This is a genomic window from Staphylococcus sp. GDY8P72P (assembly GCF_016890655.1).
GTDB lineage: Bacteria > Bacillota > Bacilli > Staphylococcales > Staphylococcaceae > Staphylococcus > Staphylococcus arlettae.
In genome coordinates this window covers 14,723-34,978 of record NZ_JAFEQJ010000029.1, presented here as the reverse complement: position 1 = coordinate 34,978, position 20,256 = coordinate 14,723, and the positions used below count along the sequence as shown (strand labels likewise).

16 protein-coding genes and 1 other annotated feature (1 of these 17 running past the window's edge) are annotated in these 20,256 nt (G+C 36.3%); of the genes, 7 read left to right on the top strand and 9 right to left on the bottom strand.

The features are described from left to right. Window positions 1-91, bottom strand: a binding site (T-box leader) (it extends 101 nt beyond the left edge of the window). Between the two features lie 68 nt (window positions 92-159). Next, window positions 160-1,662: a histidine ammonia-lyase gene (hutH, locus tag JVU85_RS11720; protein WP_204172620.1), complete on the bottom strand. Its 1,503-nt coding sequence runs from the start codon at window positions 1,660-1,662 to the stop codon at window positions 160-162. A 309-nt stretch (window positions 1,663-1,971) separates the two neighbouring features. Here hutH and JVU85_RS11715 point away from each other — a divergent pair, with 309 nt between their 5' ends. Continuing rightward, window positions 1,972-2,784 carry an NAD(P)H-hydrate dehydratase gene (locus JVU85_RS11715; protein ID WP_002510617.1) on the top strand — a complete coding sequence of 271 codons (813 nt, stop codon included), beginning with the start codon at window positions 1,972-1,974 and terminating at the stop codon, window positions 2,782-2,784. A 55-nt stretch (window positions 2,785-2,839) separates the two neighbouring features. Here the strand turns inward: JVU85_RS11715 and chrA are convergent, their stop codons facing one another. The 8 genes from chrA to dnaA all read right to left on the bottom strand — a co-directional run bounded on the left by chrA (window position 2,840) and on the right by dnaA (window position 13,808). Beyond that, window positions 2,840-3,994, bottom strand: a complete 1,155-nt coding sequence (gene chrA / locus JVU85_RS11710) for a chromate efflux transporter (protein ID WP_204172618.1) — start codon at window positions 3,992-3,994, stop codon at window positions 2,840-2,842. Window positions 3,995-4,006: 12 nt separating this feature from the next. Next, the gene (locus JVU85_RS11705; protein ID WP_204172616.1) at window positions 4,007-4,312 is read right to left on the bottom strand and encodes a PadR family transcriptional regulator; all 306 of its coding nucleotides are present in this window, start codon (window positions 4,310-4,312) and stop codon (window positions 4,007-4,009) included. A gap of 214 nt (window positions 4,313-4,526) precedes the next feature. Further along, window positions 4,527-7,202 (bottom strand): DNA gyrase subunit A, encoded by a 2,676-nt coding sequence (gene gyrA / locus JVU85_RS11700; RefSeq protein ID WP_204172614.1) that lies wholly within the window; start codon window positions 7,200-7,202, stop codon window positions 4,527-4,529. Window positions 7,203-7,237: 35 nt separating this feature from the next. Further along, window positions 7,238-9,184, bottom strand: a complete 1,947-nt coding sequence (gyrB, locus tag JVU85_RS11695) for a DNA topoisomerase (ATP-hydrolyzing) subunit B (protein WP_172604835.1) — start codon at window positions 9,182-9,184, stop codon at window positions 7,238-7,240. Window positions 9,185-9,196: 12 nt separating this feature from the next. Then, a complete protein-coding gene (gene recF / locus JVU85_RS11690) occupies window positions 9,197-10,312 on the bottom strand; it encodes a DNA replication/repair protein RecF (RefSeq protein WP_002510612.1) in 1,116 nt (371 codons plus the stop codon). Continuing rightward, window positions 10,309-10,551 carry a S4 domain-containing protein YaaA gene (gene yaaA / locus JVU85_RS11685; protein ID WP_002510611.1) on the bottom strand — a complete coding sequence of 81 codons (243 nt, stop codon included), beginning with the start codon at window positions 10,549-10,551 and terminating at the stop codon, window positions 10,309-10,311. The genes recF and yaaA overlap by 4 nt, the downstream gene beginning before the upstream one ends. A gap of 527 nt (window positions 10,552-11,078) precedes the next feature. Beyond that, a complete protein-coding gene (gene dnaN / locus JVU85_RS11680; RefSeq protein ID WP_112369322.1) occupies window positions 11,079-12,209 on the bottom strand; it encodes a DNA polymerase III subunit beta in 1,131 nt (376 codons plus the stop codon). Between the two features lie 246 nt (window positions 12,210-12,455). Continuing rightward, window positions 12,456-13,808, bottom strand: coding sequence for a chromosomal replication initiator protein DnaA (gene dnaA / locus JVU85_RS11675; protein WP_103388666.1), 1,353 nt, complete (start codon window positions 13,806-13,808; stop codon window positions 12,456-12,458). Between the two features lie 699 nt (window positions 13,809-14,507). Between dnaA and rpmH the strand changes: the two genes are divergently transcribed. From rpmH to JVU85_RS11645, 6 genes are all read left to right on the top strand, one after another. After that, window positions 14,508-14,645 carry a 50S ribosomal protein L34 gene (gene rpmH / locus JVU85_RS11670; protein ID WP_002510608.1) on the top strand — a complete coding sequence of 46 codons (138 nt, stop codon included), beginning with the start codon at window positions 14,508-14,510 and terminating at the stop codon, window positions 14,643-14,645. Between the two features lie 185 nt (window positions 14,646-14,830). After that, on the top strand, window positions 14,831-15,178 hold the full coding sequence (rnpA, locus tag JVU85_RS11665) for a ribonuclease P protein component (RefSeq protein ID WP_103388665.1): 348 nt from the start codon (window positions 14,831-14,833) through the stop codon (window positions 15,176-15,178). 156 nt (window positions 15,179-15,334) lie between these two features. Continuing rightward, window positions 15,335-16,714, top strand: a complete 1,380-nt coding sequence (gene mnmE, locus JVU85_RS11660) for a tRNA uridine-5-carboxymethylaminomethyl(34) synthesis GTPase MnmE (RefSeq protein WP_031266697.1) — start codon at window positions 15,335-15,337, stop codon at window positions 16,712-16,714. 15 nt (window positions 16,715-16,729) lie between these two features. After that, a complete protein-coding gene (mnmG, locus tag JVU85_RS11655; RefSeq protein WP_021459414.1) occupies window positions 16,730-18,607 on the top strand; it encodes a tRNA uridine-5-carboxymethylaminomethyl(34) synthesis enzyme MnmG in 1,878 nt (625 codons plus the stop codon). A gap of 1 nt (window position 18,608) precedes the next feature. After that, window positions 18,609-19,328, top strand: coding sequence for a 16S rRNA (guanine(527)-N(7))-methyltransferase RsmG (rsmG, locus tag JVU85_RS11650; RefSeq protein ID WP_002510605.1), 720 nt, complete (start codon window positions 18,609-18,611; stop codon window positions 19,326-19,328). A 35-nt stretch (window positions 19,329-19,363) separates the two neighbouring features. Next, the gene (locus JVU85_RS11645) at window positions 19,364-20,203 is read left to right on the top strand and encodes a ParB/RepB/Spo0J family partition protein (protein ID WP_002510604.1); all 840 of its coding nucleotides are present in this window, start codon (window positions 19,364-19,366) and stop codon (window positions 20,201-20,203) included. The last annotated feature ends 53 nt before the right edge of the window (window positions 20,204-20,256 follow it).

Genomic DNA, 20,256 nt, shown 5'->3' with positions numbered 1-20,256 from the left:
GATTCGTACTAAGACGGATTACTTGTTCACAGCAACCACAAGCTCTCTGAAATCTCGTCATCAATATTACTTAGCCTACAAACAATACTATATTAAGTTAAATTTAATATAGCAAATTACTTAAATCTTTTCAAGCGCGAAACGATTGTCGCGCGTATTTTATTGTTGGTATGAGACATCACGTAAATATTGTGCGACCGCTTCTATATCTTTGTGGAACTGACGATCTTCCGTAATAGACGGTATAATTTGACGGAGTTCATCGTATTTAGCTTTCGTTTTCGGCGATAATTTATCCACATCTTTATGTTCTACTGCTTGTAATGCAATAATACATTCAATTGCAATCACTCGGCGAGAGTTTTCAATCATTTGATAACCATGACGCGAAGCAATAGTTCCCATAGAGACATGGTCTTCTTGGTTAGCTGATGATGGAATTGAATCAACACTTGCTGGGTGTGCCAATGTTTTATTTTCTGACACTAAGCTTGCCGCAGCATATTGCATAATCATAGCGCCACTTTGTAAACCCGGTTGTGGACTTAAAAAAGCAGGTAAGCCATTATTTAGTTGCGGATTTACTAAGCGTTCTAGTCGACGTTCGGCTACATTTCCAAGCTCACTAACACCCAACTTTAAGAAGTCTAACGCAAAGGCTACGGGCTGTCCGTGGAAATTACCACCAGAAATGACTAAAGTTTCATCATCTTCATCAAAAATTAATGGATTGTCATTGGCAGCATTCATTTCACGTTCTAACTGCTCTTTCACATATTGGAATACTTGGAAGCTTGCACCATGTATTTGTGGAATACAGCGTAATGTATAAGCATCTTGGACCCGGATTTCTCCTTGTCGTGTCGTTAACTCAGAACCTTCCAACCAATCTAACATACGTTCAGCTACTGCTGTTTGTTCATCAAAATTACGTACTTTATGTACATGCGCATTATATGCATCTGTAATGCCATTTAATGCTTGATGTGTGAGCGCTGCAATCCACTCTGCCTGATAACCTAAACTTGCCGCTTCAATATAATTAATCACACCTTGTGCCGTCATTGCTTGGGTACCATTAATCAATGCAAGGCCTTCTTTAGCTTGTAATTGTAATGGCTGGCGATCTAATTGTTGTAACACATGTCTACTATCTACTTCTTCCCCTTGATAATACACAGAGCCTTCACCAATTAAAGCCAGTGCTAAATGTGACAACGGTGCTAAATCACCTGATGCGCCTAATGATCCTTGTTGTGGGATTACTGGGATAATACGTTGATTAATATAAAATACTAGTTGTTCTACTAATGCGACGGTCGCACCAGAGTGTCCTTTTAATAAAGTATTTAAACGTAATATCATCATTACTAATGAGACTTCTTCTGAAAATGGTTGACCCACGCCACAGGCATGAGAACGAATTAAATTCGTTTGTAATTGCTCGTATTCACCTTCATCTATACGTACATCACTAAATAAGCCAAAGCCAGTCGTAATACCGTATATTGTTTTTTTGTTGTTAATAATACCTTCTACAATAGCACGGCTCTGTTTTACACGTTCTAGTGCCTCTTCTGTAATTACTACTGTGTCCTTATTATTTAAGAAATGTTTAATATCGGCAATCGTTAATCGTTCACCGGTTAATGCTAATGTCATGTTCCCATCTCCTCTCAAAATACATCGATACTCACACAGAGTATACGCTTACATTTATAGGAGGACAATAGCTTTTGCAATACTCGTAATATGGTATTAAATTACTAATTTAATAGGATAAAGTACAAAATATTGACATGCCATAAATTTAACTAAAAATGTCTAATTTTTACTGTTGACTTAACTGCTTTGCAGGTATATTATTTTCTATTGTATTTAAAAAATTCTTACTAACAAACACACTTATAAACACTTAATATTGTGTGATTGATATAGCGTAAATATAAAGTGAGAAAAGGAGGTTTCACAGTGGAAACATTAGCATCTGTAAACATACCTAAACGAGAAGATGACACACATAAAGGCGATTATGGGAAAATTCTTCTAATTGGTGGCAATGCCAATTTAGGTGGAGCAATTATTTTAGCTGCACGTGCTTGTGTTTATAGTGGCAGTGGCCTTATTACTGTCGCAACACATCCAAATAATCATGCAGCATTACATTCACGTTGCCCTGAAGCAATGGTGATTGATATTAATGATACAAAAATGTTAACTAAGATGATTGAAGCAACAGATTGTATTCTCATCGGACCTGGTCTAGGTTGTGATTTTAAAGGTAATAATGCTATTACTTTTTTACTGCAAAATATTCAGCCACATCAAAAATTAATCGTGGATGGTGATGCTATTACGATTTTCAGTAAATTGAAACCAGACTTACCAACGTGTAATGTCGTCTTTACACCACATCAAAAAGAGTGGGAACGATTAAGTGGTATCCCTATTGATGAACAAACTTATGAACGTAACCGTGAAGCGGCAGACCGTCTTAATGGTACGATTGTCTTAAAAATGCATGGCACAGAAATCTATTTTAAAGATAATGAGTATAAACTACCTATCGGCACGCCAGCAATGGCAACGGGTGGTATGGGTGATACTTTAGCTGGTATGATAACGAGTTTTGTAGGTCAATTCGATAATATGAAACATGCAGTAACGAGTGCGACTTATACACATAGCTATATAGGTGAATCATTATCAGAATCAATGTATGTAGTACCACCATCTAAATTAATTAGTGAAATACCTTACGCTATGAAAACATTAGAACAATAAAATTACCCCCTTGCTTAACTTCTTACATAGATGCTAAGCAGGGGGTTTCTCGTTGTTAATATAAAATAACACCAGCAATTATTCCTAAAAGTACAATACACCATGACGGCACTTTGCAATATGCTAATAATACAAATAGAATTGCTGCAATTACAAAATCTAGATGAGACTTAATTGTAGAAGTTATGATGGGATCATACAGTGCTGCAATTAAAATACCTACAACTCCTGCACTAACCGCTTTTAACATAGCTTGTGCATAACGATTAGACTGAACATGTTCCCAAAAAGGTAAGACACCTACTAATAATAAAAATGCAGGTAGAAAGATTGCTATCGTTGCAACAATACCTCCTGTAACACCAGACATCACTGTTCCTATATAAGATGCAAAAGTAAACAATGGTCCAGGCACTGCTTGTGCTAACGCGTAGCCTGTTAAGAAATCAGTCGTACTAATCATTTCAGTCGCCACAAAGGATTGCTCTAATAATGGTAAAACGACATGACCTCCACCAAATACTAATGCTCCTGAACGGTAAAAAGCATCAATCATCGCTATCCATTGAGAAGTCGACGCATAGTTCGCAATAGGCAAACAAATTAATAATATAAAAAACATAATCAGTGCGCTAGCGCCAACTTTCTTCGGTATATTAAAGATTTTCACCATTTTTTGAGCATTATGGTGAGTTCTAAATAATACTAGACCTGCTATAGCAACAATAATCAATGCAGCTAATTGCGACAGTGAATGACTTATTAAGACACTTATAATTAATGTAAACAAGGCAAGTAACTTCGTTTTGACGTCTGGTACTAGCTTTGTAGCCATACCTAAAATAGCATTTAACACAACGGCAACAGCTACTAATTTCAAACCATGCGTCCATGTTAAATTATCACTGTATGACAATAAAAATAGCGCACACAGCATCAAGACAATGACAGAGGGTAAAGTGAAGCCAAGAAATGAAATGACGCCTCCTAATAGACCTCCTTTAGCCACCCCGATACCAAAGCCAACTTGACTACTTGCCGGTCCGGGTAGGAATTGACATAGTGCCACTAAATTGGTGTACTGGCTTTCTGTCAACCATTGCCTCCGCTTAACGTATTCATCATAAAAATAACCTAAATGTGCAGTTGGGCCACCGAATGATGTTAAGCCCAATCGTAGTGATACTAACAATATCTCTAAAAATTTCATATGCTTTCCTCCTTACCACACTTCTCGAGTTAATTCTTGCAATTTTTGCTGACTTTTTCTTAACATAGTACGTCCATAATCTGTAATAGTATATTGCTTTCGCTGTTTACCTTCGACAACTATTTTCTCACTGTGCAATAAACCTTCTGCTTCTATATTATGTAACATTGGATACAACGTCCCAGCACTCATTGAATAACCATGCGTTCTTAATTCTTCTATCATCCAGCTACCATATATTGGGTGTTCATACGCATGATGTAAAATATGAATATAAATAAATCCAAGAAACATACGGCGTTCTAATTTGGATTCCATTGGAACACTCCTTTCTTAATATCGTTTTTCGATATCGAAATTCGCTTCTATTTTAACATGAAATAAATTCTGTGTACGGACATTTACACAATCTTTATAAACTGTAATATTAACGATTCTTAAGAGGGTAACCCGTCTCACTATAATAGAACAAAAAAACAGACTACACGTTACTGTGTAGTCTGTTTGCTATATTAATCAATTAAGTTAACGATTAAGATTCTGAATCATCATTATCTGTGTTGTCGATATCTTCATTAACACGATCCATAAAGTCTTGTCGTAATGCTTTTGGTTCATCATCTGATGCTTCTTCTGGAACCTCAGCGCTGTCTGTTTCAGTGTGAATCGCATTACCTGGTGCATCATCAGCAATAACTTGTTCTGTATCATCAACAGTTTCTGTTGCTGATGTTGTTTCTGATTCTGTTGTTTCTGCTTCAGAATTTTCTTCTTCGTCGACTTTTGCTACTGTAGAAACGAATTGTTCGTCTGATAATTTAATTAATCGTACACCTTGTGCCGCACGACCATTTTGTGAAATATCTTGCACATCAATACGGATAATCACACCAGAATTTGTCACAACCATTAAGTCCTCTTGACCTGTCACTGTCGTGATACACACAATGTTACCATTTTTCTCTGTTACAGTAGCTGTCTTAATACCTTTACCACCACGATTAGATAAACGGTATTCATTCACTGGTGTACGTTTACCGTAACCATTTTCAGTCACAACGAGCACCTCATCATCACTGGCATCATCAGCAACGTCTAAGCCAACAACTTGATCGCCTTCACGTAAGGTAATACCTTTCACACCTGATGCTGTTCGTCCTAATGGGCGTAGAGATGTTTCATGGAAACGGATTAATGATGCATGTGCTGTACCGATTAAGATATCTTGCTCCCCATCAGTTAAACGGACCGCAATCAGTTCATCGTCATTTTTAAAACCAATGGCAATTTTACCGTTTTTATTAATGTGTGAGAAGTTACTTAAAGCTGAACGTTTGACGATACCTTTTTTCGTTGCAAAGACTAAGAAATCATCTTCACTTTCTAAGTCTTTCACTGCAATCATCGTACTAATGTTTTCGTCATTGTCTAGTTCAATCGCATTGACAACTGGAATACCTTTAGACTGACGTGATAGTTCCGGTACCTCATAACCTTTAAGCTTGTAGACACGGCCTTTATTCGTAAAGAATAGAACGTTATCATGTGTACTTAATGTTACCAATTGACTGACAAAGTCTTCTTCAAGTGTATTCATACCTTGGACACCACGACCACCACGGTGTTGCGCGCGATATGTAGATACTGGCAAACGTTTAATGTAGTTATTGTGACTTAACGTAATGACAATTTGTTCTTCTGGAATTAAATCTTCGTCTTCAATATTATCGAAGCCACCTAACTGAATTTCCGTTAAACGATCATCACCAAAGCGCTCACGAATATCAATTAATTCATCACGCACTATTTGTAAGAGCTTTTCTTCATCTGCTAAGATTTCTTGTAATTCTTTAATATAAGCAACAAGCTCATTGTACTCATCTTCAATTTTATCACGTTCTAAACCAGTTAAACGTCTTAAACGCATATCCAAAATCGCTTGTGCTTGACGTTCACTTAATTCAAAGCGTTCTTGCAAGCTTGCCATCGCGACTTTATCTGTTTCAGATTCACGGATAGTTGTAATAATCTCATCAATATGATCTAGTGCTATACGTAAACCTTCAAGAATATGCGCACGATCTTGTGCTTTCTTCAAGTTATATTCCGTACGACGACGTACGACCACTTTTTGATGTTCTAAATATTCAACTAATGCTTCTTTTAAATTAATCAGTCTTGGACGACCATTAACTAAGGCAATCATATTCACACCAAATGATGTTTGTAGCGGTGTTTGTTTATATAAGTTATTTAAAATAACACTTGCGTTTGCATCTTTGCGGATATCAATAACAACTCTAACACCTGTACGTAAACTTGTTTCATCACGTAAATCAGTAATGCCGTCAATTTTTTTATCACGTGCTAATTCCGCAATTTTTTCAATCATACGTGCTTTATTCACTTGGTAAGGTACTTCTGTGACCACGATACGTTGACGGCCACCACCTCGTTCTTCTATTTCAGCACGTGCACGCATTTGAATGGAACCACGACCTGTTTCATAAGCACGACGTATGCCACTTTTTCCCATAATTAATGCTCCTGTTGGGAAATCTGGTCCTTGAATATCTTCCATTAATTCCGCAATTGTGGCATCTGGGTTATGACTTACTTTTAATACACCGTTAATCACTTCTGTAAGATTGTGTGGTGGAATATTAGTAGCCATACCTACTGCAATACCAGACGCACCGTTCACTAGTAAGTTAGGGAATCTTGCAGGTAAGACTGCCGGTTCTCTTTCATTACCATCATAGTTATCTATAAAATCAATCGTATCTTTATTGATATCTCGTAATAACTCTAACGTAATTTTAGACATACGCGCCTCTGTATAACGCATCGCTGCAGCTCCATCGCCGTCCATGGAACCAAAGTTACCCTGACCGTCGACTAATGGATATCGATAGCTGAAATCCTGTGCCATTCTTACCATTGCTTCGTAAATAGATAAGTCACCGTGTGGGTGATATTTACCCATAACATCCCCAACAATACGTGCAGATTTTTTATATGACTTATCCGGTGTCATACCTTGCTCATTTAAGCCATATAAGATACGTCGATGTACAGGTTTTAAACCATCTCTAACATCTGGTAAGGCACGTGAAACAATTACACTCATCGCATAATCTAGAAATGATTCTCGCATCTCATTTGTTATATTTCGTTCATTAATTCTTGATTCAGGTACTTCAGCCATCAAGATATCCTCCTTCAAAATTCAGTTCATTGTAATTAGAAATCTAAGGTCGCATACACTGCGTTGTCTTCAATAAACTGTCTACGGTTTTCCACAACGTCTCCCATTAACATTTCGAATGTTTGGTCTGCACTAATCGCGTCTTCTAATGTTACTTGTAACATTGAACGATTTTCTGGATTCATCGTAGTTTCCCACAATTGATCCGCATTCATTTCACCAAGTCCTTTATAACGTGCAATAGACCATTTTGGTGTCGGTTCTAACTCTGCTTTAAGTTTGTCTAACTCTCGCTCATTAAAGACATAATATTTTTGCTTGCCTTGTGTCAGTTTGAATAATGGTGGTTGTGCAATATACACATAACCCGCTTCAATTAACGGTCTCATAAAGCGATAGAAGAACGTCAATAACAAGGTTCTAATATGCGCACCGTCTACATCGGCATCGGTCATAATAATAATCTTGTGATAGCGTGCTTTGCTTAAATCAAATTCGCCACCAATTCCGGTACCAAATGCTGTGACCATAGAACGGATTTCATTGTTATTTAAAATTCTGTCTAAACGTGCTTTTTCCACGTTTAAAATCTTACCACGTAGCGGTAAAATTGCTTGTGTTTCAGAATCACGGCCAGATTTTGTAGACCCTCCGGCAGAGTCACCCTCTACGATGAAGATTTCACTCTTTTCAGGATCCTTACTTGAACAATCTGCCAGTTTACCTGGTAAACTTGATACTTCTAATGCCGATTTACGGCGTGTCACTTCACGTGCTTTTTTCGCAGCAATACGCGCGCGTGATGCCATAATTCCTTTTTCGACAATGACACGAGCCACATTTGGATTCTCATATAAGAAACGTTCAAATAATTCGGCGAACAACTTATCCACTACTTGACGTACTTCGGAGTTTCCTAATTTTGTTTTCGTTTGTCCTTCGAACTGAGGATCTCCATGCTTGATAGATACGACGGCAGTCAAACCTTCACGTGTATCTTCACCTGATAGTCGGTCTTTGTCTTCTTTAATAATTTTACTCTTTATTCCGTAACTGTTTAACACACGTGACAACGCACGTTTGAAACCATCTTCATGCGTGCCGCCTTCATATGTGTGAATATTATTCGCATATGTTAATAAGTTAGTTGCAAAGCCACTATTGTATTGCAATGCAATTTCCACTTCGATTTCATCTTTAGATTCATGTACATAAATCGGTTCTTCATGTAACGGTTCTTTATTTTCATTTAGCATTTCGACATAAGATTTAATACCGCCTTCATAGAAGTAATTGTCTTCTCTGAAAGAGCCATCTTCTAATGTTTCACGCTCATCTCTTAATGTGATGGAGATACCTTTATTTAAGAATGCCAACTCTCTGATACGTTGCTCTAAAGTCTCGTAATTGTATGTTGTTGTTTCAGTAAAGATTGTAGAGTCTGCTTTAAAGCGAATTGCTGTACCTGTTGTGTCACCGTCTGTTTCGCCAATGACTTTCAAATCAAACTGAGGTATTCCGCGTTTGTATGCTTGGTGGTGTATTTTATTATCTAAGTATACATAGACTTCTAAATCTTCGGATAAAGCATTAACTACAGACGAACCTACACCATGTAGACCACCTGATACTTTATAACCACCACCGCCGAATTTACCGCCGGCATGTAGTACAGTTAAAATAACTTCAACGGCAGGACGTCCCATTTTTTCTTGAATATCAACAGGAATTCCACGACCATTATCTGTTACTTTTATCCAATTATCTTTTTCAATTACTACTTGGATCTCATCTGCATAACCTGCGAGTGCTTCGTCGATACTGTTATCAACAATTTCCCACACAAGGTGGTGTAGACCTTTTTCTGAAGTTGAGCCGATATACATACCTGGTCTTTTTCGAACCGCTTCTAGACCTTCTAAAACCTGAATCTGTTCAGCACCATAATTTTCCGTGTTGTTCACGTCTGACAATGCGTCCACCTTCACTTTCTGTTACTTAATAATTTTGCCTTGATTAATACGATAGAGCTTGGCATTCGTCATTATTTCATGATCGATACCGTCTACGGACGTTGTTGTCACAAACGTCTGTACTTTATGTTGAATCGTACTTAATAAATGCGTCTGTCGTGAATCATCTAATTCACTCAAGACATCATCCAGAAGTAAAATGGGATACTCCCCTACTTCGATATTCATTAATTCTATTTCGGCAAGCTTAATCGATAATGCCGTCGTTCGTTGTTGGCCCTGTGAACCATAAGTTTGTGCATCCATGTCATTAACATCGAAACCTAAATCATCTCTATGTGGACCGAATAAACAAACACCTCGATCTTTCTCACGTTCCATATTGTCATTTAACGTTGTTAAGACTTCCTCAAGTAGGACCGCTTCATCCTGCTCAATATCTGAGAGCTTAATACTGGGAACATAGCGCAACGATAAAGCTTCACGGTCTTCAGTGATACCTGCATGAATGGGTTGTGCTAAAGTTTCCAATTCTTTGATAAAATGTTGACGCCGTATCGTAACTTTAAGCGCATATTCAGCGAATTGTTGGTTTAACACTTCTAACATTGTGGCATCTGTCTTTTGACCATATTGCAATTGCTTTAAATAATTATTCTTTTGTTTTAAGATACGTTGATACTGTGCTAAATCATTTAAATACACTGCCGATATTTGTCCAAGTTCCATGTCAATAAAGCGTCGTCTGATTTGAGGTGAGCCTTTCACTATATTTAAATCTTCAGGTGCAAATAACACCACATTTAAATGACCAACGTATTGCGTTAGCCGACTTTGTTCTAAGTGATTGATTTTGACTTGCTTACCCTTTTTAGTGACATACATTGTGAGTGGCATTTCACCATATCTGTAACTTAATTCTCCCTCTATTTTAGCATACTCACGGTCAAAACGAATCAATTCTCTGTCGTTTGATGTGCGATGGCTTTTCGCTAATGCTAATGTATAAATAGATTCGAGAAGATTAGTCTTCCCTTGTGCATTTTCCCCAATTAGGATATTGACGTCAGGATGACAATCTAAGGCAATTGCCTCATAGTTACGATAGTTTTCTAATTGGAGTGTCTTGAGTTTCATTCTTCACCTTGATGCAAAATCACAAATGAACCCACTTCAGGTATTTCTGGTATCTCAATTGTGTCACGATGGCTTAACTTTTTACCACGGCGTGTTTCACGCGTATTGTTTAACAATACTTCAAACTCATTTAAGAACCATTTCGCTTGCCCGCCAGATTCGATAATACCTTCCGTCTTTAGAAATTGTCCTAATGTGATGTCGCCATCTACAACTACTTCTTCAACCAAACCAATCACTCCATTTCTATATAGGTCATCTATTTATTATACCTTTTTTCACGGAAAATTTCATGTAAAACAAGGGTGAAAACGTTTACTTATAGTGAATTTTTTTCATAGCTTATTTAATTGCGATTTTCACCACAATACAAACGCTGTGACTGCTACTTAATACGGTTTATAACAACTAAAAATAAGCACCTTGTTTTGTAGAATTATGTACTTTGTTAGTAACATGATTATCCCAATAGTTATGTATCATGCTATTTCAAAGGTGACTACAATATTAATTATAGCCTGTATTGCATTTTAAATACTCTATTTGCTTATTGTATCTAATTCTAGAGGAAAACCCAACTTTATTCCTAATTCCTTATATAAAGCTTATGAGTAGCTTTAAAATGCATATGGCTATCACAGTTGTAACTTTAGTGTGTTAGCCATTAACTAAGAGCACAATGTTATCCACAAGTTAGGCAGCTTTGAGACGCAAAAAAAAGCACTTCAAAGCGCAACTTCGAAGTGCAAATCAGTGCTATAGATTCTTAGTATGTTCTGATTGGCAAAATTAATTGCGTTACAGAATCATCGTCTTTTGGTTTTAAAATAAATGGTTTCATTGTTCCAAAGAATTCGACTTCTACTTCATCATTATCAATGGCTTTTAATGCGTCCATCATATATTTTGAGTTGAATGATATTTTCAAGTTGCCACCTTCAACATCACTTGCTTCTACTTCTTCTTTCACCGTACCAATTTCTGGTGATGTTGATGATAATTCTACTAATTCATTACCCGTACTTAGTTTAATAACGTTATTACCACCTTCACGTGCTAATAATGACGCACGATCAATAGCATGATAAAAATCACCGTTGTTAATGCCTAATTTTATTTCGTAGTTTTCAGGGAACAAACGTGATGTGTCTGGATAATGCCCTTCTAATAGACGTGAAATAAAGTTGACATTGCCGACTTTAAATAACACTTGGTTAGACGCAAAGAAAATATCAATATCTTCATCGCTGTCACTCATGATCTTATTTAATTCCGCTAACGCTTTACCAGGAATGATGACATTTTTGTTTTCACAGTCATCTTCTAAACCAACTTTTCTTACAGCCAAGCGGTGTGAGTCAGTTGCTGTGCATATTAATTCATTTTCTTGTATAAGCCAGTTCACACCAGTAAGTACTGGGCGTGTTTCTGAGGTGGACACTGCAAAGTTTGTTTGTGCGATAATATTTTTCAACACTTTGACTGATAATTGTATTGCATCATCACGTGATACTTCTGGTAATAATGGATATTGATCTGAATCTAAACCACTTAAATTAAATTCAGAATGACCTGATGTAATAAGAGTTTGGAATTGATCATTTGTAGATAATTTTACTTCTTTACCTGGAAGCTTTTTAATAATATCAACAAAGAAACGACCAGGGAGTACAACTGAACCAGTTTCAGTTATTGTAACTATATCTTCACCATCTACTTGTTTTGGAATAGTGATTTCGATAGATATTTCTGAGTCAGAACCTGTTAGTATCACTTCGTTGTCTTTAGCATCAATTTTTATACCTGTAAGTATAGGTAATGTTGTTCTTGGGGAGATGGCTTTTAAAGTGTCATTTAATTGATTTATAAAATAATCTCTTCTAATTGTGAATTCCATCTGTAATTTAAACTCCTTCCAGTCGTTTATATATAAATTATATATGTTTTAAAACCGTAGTAATAGTAGTAGGGCCTGTGAATTAGTGGATAACACGGAAAATGCTACTGTTGCCAAGTTTTTAATGGTGTGGATAACTTGTGCACTGTGTGTATTACTTTTACACATTATCCACAATTAACTATTTTTTCCACATTGTACTATTCCTCAAATTTACTACTTTCAATCTGTTATAACACAGTTTTTTTAAGGATTACGAATTTCTTTTTCTAAGTTTTCTACTTCTTGTTTAAATGTTGGATCATTTTTTATATCAGTACTAATTTTTTCATGAGCGTGAATGACAGTTGTATGATCACGGCCACCGAATTCTTCACCGATTTTTGGTAATGAAAAATCCGTTAATTCTCTGGATAAATACATAGCGATTTGACGTGGATATGCGATAGATTTAGTACGTTTCTTCGCACTAAAGTCCTCGATACGCACACTATAATATTCGCCTACAACTTTTTGAATATCTTGGATTGTAATTTTTTTCGATTTTGGTGCTTGTATAATATCTTTTAAAGCTGCAGCCGTCAGTTCAGTAGTAATAGGCTGCCCTTGTAGTTTTGAAAATGCAAGCACACGCGTAAGTGCGCCTTCTAATTCACGAATGTTTGATTGAATTTGATTCGCAATATAAGTTAAAGCTTCGATTGGAATATCTAAATTTTCTTCTTCAATTTTCTTTTGCAAAATTGCCATTCGTGTTTCATAGTCAGGAGGCGTAATATCAACGATTAAGCCCCATTCGAAGCGTGAACGTAAACGGTCTTCTAACTTAGCGATTTCCTTCGGTGGACGATCACTTGAAATAACAATTTGCTTATTAGCTTGATGTAATTCATTGAACGTATGGAAAAACTCTTCTTGTGTTTGTTCTTTATTTTGAATGAATTGTATATCATCAATCAATAAAATATCGATGCTGCGGTATTTCTCTCGGAATTGTTCCCCTTTATTATCACGAATTGATTTAATAAATTCATTCGTGAATTTTTCACTAGAAGTATAAATGACTTTGGCGTCGGGTTTATTGGCTAAAACGTAATGACCAATAGCATGCATAAGATGCGTTTTTCCTAATCCTACACCACCATAAATAAATAGTGGATTATAAGCTTGGGCTGGTGCTTCAGCTACGGCAAGGCTTGCTGCATGAGGGAATCTATTGCCCGGCCCAATTACGAAAGTATCAAATGTATTATGCGTATTGAATTGTTCTCCATTCACTTCAGCTACATTCGTACTTGATTCATCAAGTGCCTTTGTTGGTTCTGGTTCACTCTGCGTTTGGAGATTTTCAAGTTGATCCTCTGAGTAAAATACAGGTGTAATTTCATGGCCAATAGCTTTATATAATAAGGATTCGATAATTTGAGCATAATGCGTTTTCAACCAATCGGCAACAAACGGATTATCGGTAATTACTATGGCTTCATTGTTTCGTAATGAATAAAGTTTGGTATCTTTTAGAAAAGTTTTATAACTTACTTCACTAATTTCTTCTTGAGCTAGCGTAAGTACTTTTTCCCAGATTTCTTGTTCTGACATATTAACTACTCCATCTTTCACTAAAATTTTTGACTTATACACAAAAATAACACATGTGAATAACTATAATCACAGGGTGTTAATAATTATCCACAAGTTAATAACAATCAGTGGATAACTTAGATTAATTTCATTGTTATACACAGCATTTTTCGGTAAATCTACTAAATGCAACCCTTTATGTATCAATAATTAGCTGACTTATCCACATAATTATACGTTTTAACAGGTTAAGATGTCAAATGACTGTGAATATGTTTGTAAATCTGCGAATGGGTTGTGAATATAGATAATATTATCCACAATTTTGAACAAATAAACTGTGTATAAGTGGATAAGTTGCGAAGTTTTTAATTATAACAGAAAAAAGGCATTTTGGGGAGTTGGGAAATAATTTATATGAATTGTATGGAAAATGTATAATGATGTTCGTCTTTTGAATTGCTAGTAAAATCGGAGGCATATTGTTCGGATTTGGCGCCAATTACATAATAAGAAAGTCAAATAAATTTCATATTTCTTCACTATATGAGTAAATTGGTGCTTGCTTTATAAATTAGAATTTGTTATATTTTAGTAGTTGCTTGAATTATGACTAGAAAATAATTGAGTTAAATCAAGACTTATTAGCAGAAACGTATACTAAAATTTATCTATATAATCGTTTAGATAACTGAATAAAGATGGAGGTGTTTTTGCATGGTAAAACGTACTTATCAACCAAATAAACGTAAACATAGTAAAGTTCATGGTTTCAGAAAACGCATGAGCACTAGCAATGGCCGCAAAGTTCTAGCGCGTCGTCGTCGTAAAGGCCGTAAAGTTTTATCTGCATAAGATCACTGACTCATCAGTGGTCTTTTTTTTGGTTTTAAATCACTTTTTGGAGACGTAAAGTTAATTGTAATGTTAAACAATCTTAATGATTTGAAGCTGATAGCAATACACATTAAAATTAACCATTATATAGAAGAAATACGTCTGGATGAGGAAATGGATAACAGATAGGCGAGTGATATGACGTGGAGAAACAGTACCGCATTAAAAAAAATAAAGATTTTCAATTTGTTTATAAAAAAGGTAAATCAGTGGCAAACAGACAGTTTGTTGTTTATACCAAACCGAATAAAACATTAACGCATTTTAGATTAGGGATAAGCGTATCTAAGAAAATTGGTAATGCCGTCGTTAGAAATCGAATTAAGCGTGGCGTTAGAGAAACGTTTAAAGTACATAAAGACGATATTATAGCAACAGAAATTATTGTTATCGCGAGGCAACCTGCCAAAGATATGTCAGCACTGCAAATTCAAGCAAGTTTGGAACACGTCTTAAAAATTGCGAAAGTATTCAATAAGCGTATTCGATAGGGTAGGGGAAGGTAATATTTAGACACACGTTATCCTTACCTCAGACAAACGTTAGACTGAACGGTGGAAAATGTAATACAAGATGTTAGCTTTTTCAGCTCAAAGTCTTTACAATATTATAATGATAATTTTAGTTACAAGGAGGCGAGATGGATGATGGAATTAGACACGATTACTAGTATATCAACCCCAATGGGGGAAGGTGCGATTGGTATTGTGCGCTTATCAGGTGCACAAGCTGTAGACATTGCGGATAAATTATATAAAGGTAAGCGTCCATTAGCTGAAGTCCAATCACATACAATTAATTATGGTCATATCATTGATCCAGAAACAAATGAAGTAGTAGAAGAAGTTATGGTATCTGTATTACGTGCACCTAAGACATTTACACGTGAAGATATTATTGAAATCAACTGTCATGGCGGTATTTTAACCATTAACCGTGTCTTAGAATTAACGATGACACATGGTGCACGCATGGCAGAGCCTGGTGAATTCACGAAGCGTGCATTTTTAAATGGGCGTATTGATTTATCTCAAGCAGAAGCAGTAATGGACTTTATTCGTTCTAAAACTGATCGTGCTTCGAAAGTTGCGATGAATCAAATAGAAGGTCGCTTAAGTGATATGATTAAACGACAGCGTCAATCCATTCTCGAAATCCTTGCACAAGTAGAAGTAAATATTGATTACCCGGAATATGATGATGTAGAAGATGCTACGACTGAATTTTTATTAAAACAGTCAACAGACATTAAGGCTGAAATTAATAAATTACTGGATACAGGGACACAAGGTAAAATTATGCGTGAAGGTCTATCCACAGTAATAGTAGGTAAACCAAATGTTGGTAAGTCATCGATGTTAAATAATTTAATTCAAGATAATAAAGCTATTGTCACGGAAGTTGCGGGTACGACACGTGATACTTTAGAAGAGTACGTCAATGTAAGAGGCGTCCCATTACGTCTAGTGGATACTGCAGGTATTAGAGATACCGAAGACATCGTGGAGCGTATTGGTGTTGAACGTTCTCGTAAAGCATTGAGCGAAGCGGATTTAGTATTATTCGTCTTAAACTATAACGAAGCTTTAACTGAAGAAGATAGAAAGCTTTATGAAGTCATTAAAAATGAAGATGCGGTTGTCATCGTGAATAAGATGGACTTGGAACAACATTTAGATTTAAGCGAAGTTCAAGCTATGATTGGTGATATGCCACTGATTCAAACATCAATGTTAAAACAAGAAGGTATTGATCAGTTGGAAATCCAAATTAGAGATTTATTCTTTGGTGGCGACGTACAAAACCAAGATATGACGTATGTATCTAACTCACGACATATCTCACTGTTAAAGCAGGCTAGAAATGCCATTCAAGATGCAATAGATGCAGCAGAGTCTGGTGTGCCAATGGATATGGTACAGATTGATTTAACACGCACATGGGAAATTTTAGGTGAAATTATCGGAGAATCCGCTAGTGATGAACTTATAGATCAACTATTTAGTCAGTTCTGTTTAGGAAAATAAAAGGAGGAAATAATTATGGCTCAAAAATATGATGTCATTGTAATCGGAGCCGGACATGCTGGAATTGAAGCTGGTTTAGCTTCTGCAAGACGTGGTGCTAAAACGTTAATGCTAACAATTAACTTGGATAATATTGCATTTATGCCTTGTAATCCATCTGTAGGTGGTCCTGCGAAAGGGATTGTAGTTCGTGAAATAGATGCTTTAGGTGGTCAAATGGCTAAAGCAATCGATAAAACACACATTCAAATGCGTATGTTAAATACAGGTAAAGGACCTGCAGTAAGAGCGTTAAGAGCACAAGCAGATAAAGTATTGTATCAACAAGAAATGAAACGTGTTTTAGAAGAAGAAGATAACTTAGACGTTATGCAAGGCATGGTCGATGAATTAATTATCGAAGACGACGTAATTAAGGGTGTACGTACGAATATTCAATCGGAATATTATGCAGAAGCAGTTATTGTTACGACAGGTACATTTTTACGTGGCGAAATCATTTTAGGAAACATGAAATATTCAAGTGGTCCAAACCATCAATTACCATCTGTCACACTTGCAGATAATTTAAGAGGTCTTGGCTTTGACGTTGTGAGATTCAAAACAGGAACACCACCACGTGTTAACGCTAAAACTATAGATTATGACAAAACAGAAATCCAACCCGGTGATGACGTTGGCAGAGCGTTCAGTTTTGAAACTACAGAATATATTTTAGATCAACTTCCATGTTGGTTAACATATACTAATGAATCCACGCATAAAGTTATCGATGACAACTTACATTTATCAGCGATGTACTCAGGTATGATTAAAGGTACAGGTCCAAGATATTGTCCATCTATTGAAGATAAATTCGTACGTTTTAACGATAAACCACGCCATCAATTATTCTTAGAACCAGAAGGACGCAATACCAATGAAGTTTACGTGCAAGGCTTATCTACAAGCTTACCAGAACACGTACAACGTCAAATGTTAGAAACAATTCCTGGTTTAGAAAAAGCAGATATGATGCGTGCGGGTTATGCGATTGAATATGATGCGATTGTGCCAACACAGTTATGGCCGACATTAGAAACTAAAAAAATTAAAAACCTATATACTGCAGGTCAAATCAACGGTACTTCAGGTTATGAAGAAGCGGCTGGTCAAGGTATTATGGCTGGTATTAACGCTGCAGGACGTGTCTTAGGTAAAGAGGAAACAATTTTAAGCCGTTCAGATGCCTACATCGGTGTATTAATTGATGACCTTGTAACTAAAGGTACTAATGAACCTTACCGTCTATTAACATCACGTGCTGAATATCGTTTGTTGTTACGTCACGATAACGCGGACTTACGTCTTACAGATTTAGGTCATGAATTAGGTATGGTGTCAGAAGAACGCTATGCACGATTTAATGAAAAACGTGATTTAATTAAAGCAGAACAAGAGCGTTTAGCTAATATTCGTATTAAACCACATCAACGTGTGCAAGACATTATCGAAGCACACGGTGGTTCTATTCTTAAAGATGGTATTCTCGCAATAGAATTATTACGTCGTCCTGAAATGACATATGATATTATTTTAGACATTCTAGAAGAAAGCCACAAATTACCTGCAGACGTATCAGAACAAGTAGAAATTCAAACGAAGTATGAAGGCTATATCAATAAATCATTACAACAAGTTGAAAAAGTAAAACGTATGGAAGAAAAGAAAATACCTGAAAACCTAGATTATACTAAGGTAGACAGTCTTGCTACAGAAGCACGTGAAAAATTAATTGAAGTTAAACCTTTAAATATTGCACAAGCTTCACGTATTTCTGGTGTTAATCCAGCAGATATTTCAATCTTATTAGTATATTTAGAGCAAGGGAAAATCCAAAAGGTGGAGCAATAATATGAGTGTGACATGGTTAACTGAGCAGCTAAGTGAACATGGCATTACCTTAACAGCTAAGCAACAACAACAATTTCAAACGTATTATGATATGCTAGTGTCTTGGAATGACAAAATGAATTTAACAAGTATTACTGAAGAACATGATGTGTATTTAAAGCATTTCTATGACTCCATAGCACCAAGTTTTTATGCAGACTTTCAACAAGATTATAGTATTTGTGATGTCGGTGCAGGTGCAGGTTTTCCAAGTATTCCATTAAAAATTATCTATCCAGAATTACAAGTCACAATTGTTGATTCGTTGAACAAACGTATTCAGTTTTTAAATCAATTAGCTGATAAATTAGAATTGGAAAACGTTAGCTTCGTGCACGACCGTGCGGAAACCTTTGGCAAGGGAGACTACAGGGAGTCATATGATATTGTGACAGCACGTGCAGTTGCACGTTTATCAGTCCTTAGTGAACTATGTTTGCCGCTAGTGAAAAAAGGTGGCCGATTTATCGCTTTAAAATCGGCTAAAGGCGATGAAGAATTAGAAGACGCTAAATTTGGCATCGGTGTATTTGGTGGAAAATTAGCACAGCTTATTTCTTATGAATTGCCAGAAGAAGCGGGCGAACGCCAAATGATGATTATTGAAAAGCGTAGCTTAACACCGAAAAAATATCCAAGAAAACCAGGGACACCAAATAAAGCACCGTTACTTGAAAAGTAAAAACAGACAATTAATTTAGAGGGAGCGCATGAATCATGAAAAAACCTTTTTCTAAATTATTTGGTTTAAAGAATAAAGACGACATCATTGGTTATATCGAAGAAGATTATAATAATAGCGTAGAATCAATCCACGTGGAGCGTATCGTACCTAACCGTTATCAACCAAGACAAGTATTTGAGCCAAATAAGATAAAAGAACTTGCAGAATCAATAGAAGAGCACGGGTTACTACAACCCATCGTAGTACGTCCAATCGAAGAAGATATGTTTGAAATTATTGCGGGTGAGCGTCGCTTTAGAGCAATCCAATCGCTACAACAAACGCATGCAGACGTGATTATTCGTGCATTGGATGATGAAGAAACAGCAGTAGTAGCGCTTATCGAAAATATCCAACGTGAAAACTTATCGGTGATTGAAGAAGCGGAAGCCTATAAGAAACTGTTAGATATTGGTGATACTACGCAAAGTGAACTTGCTAAAAGTGTAGGAAAAAGTCAAAGCTTTGTTGCTAATAAATTACGTTTATTAAAATTGGCGCCTCAAGTCATTGTACGCTTACGCGAAGGCAAAATTACAGAACGTCATGCACGTGCTATGCTAAGTTTATCAGAGGCTGAACAAGAAGAATTGGTTGAAATCGTTATTGCGCAACAACTTAATGTCAAACAGACAGAAGCACGTGTGAAACAGCAAATGGGTCCAGAAAAAGTCAAAGCTCAAACTTTCCAATTTGCTAAAGATTTAACACAGGCACGTGAAGAAGTTGGGAAAAGTATTGAAGCCATCGAGCAAACAGGAATCCACGTGGAACAAAAAACAAAAGATCATGACGATTATTACGAAATAAAAATTAAACTTTATAAAAGGTAACGGTTAAAAGAGTATGGAAGATAAACACTCCTCGCTCAAAATAAGAGGTTGGG

Excerpts from the sequence above, each read along its gene's own strand:
- hutH (WP_204172620.1), bottom strand. The coding sequence starts at position 1,662 with ATGACATTAGCATTAACCGGTGAACGATTAACGATTGCCGATATTAAA.
- chrA (WP_204172618.1), bottom strand. The coding sequence starts at position 3,994 with ATGAAATTTTTAGAGATATTGTTAGTATCACTACGATTGGGCTTAACA.
- JVU85_RS11705 (WP_204172616.1), bottom strand. The coding sequence starts at position 4,312 with ATGGAATCCAAATTAGAACGCCGTATGTTTCTTGGATTTATTTATATT.
- gyrA (WP_204172614.1), bottom strand. The coding sequence starts at position 7,202 with ATGGCTGAAGTACCTGAATCAAGAATTAATGAACGAAATATAACAAAT.
- recF (WP_002510612.1), bottom strand. The coding sequence starts at position 10,312 with ATGAAACTCAAGACACTCCAATTAGAAAACTATCGTAACTATGAGGCA.
- dnaN (WP_112369322.1), bottom strand. The coding sequence starts at position 12,209 with ATGGAATTCACAATTAGAAGAGATTATTTTATAAATCAATTAAATGAC.
- dnaA (WP_103388666.1), bottom strand. The coding sequence starts at position 13,808 with ATGTCAGAACAAGAAATCTGGGAAAAAGTACTTACGCTAGCTCAAGAA.
- rpmH (WP_002510608.1), top strand. The coding sequence starts at position 14,508 with ATGGTAAAACGTACTTATCAACCAAATAAACGTAAACATAGTAAAGTT.
- mnmE (WP_031266697.1), top strand. The coding sequence starts at position 15,335 with ATGGAATTAGACACGATTACTAGTATATCAACCCCAATGGGGGAAGGT.
- mnmG (WP_021459414.1), top strand. The coding sequence starts at position 16,730 with ATGGCTCAAAAATATGATGTCATTGTAATCGGAGCCGGACATGCTGGA.
- rsmG (WP_002510605.1), top strand. The coding sequence starts at position 18,609 with ATGAGTGTGACATGGTTAACTGAGCAGCTAAGTGAACATGGCATTACC.
- JVU85_RS11645 (WP_002510604.1), top strand. The coding sequence starts at position 19,364 with ATGAAAAAACCTTTTTCTAAATTATTTGGTTTAAAGAATAAAGACGAC.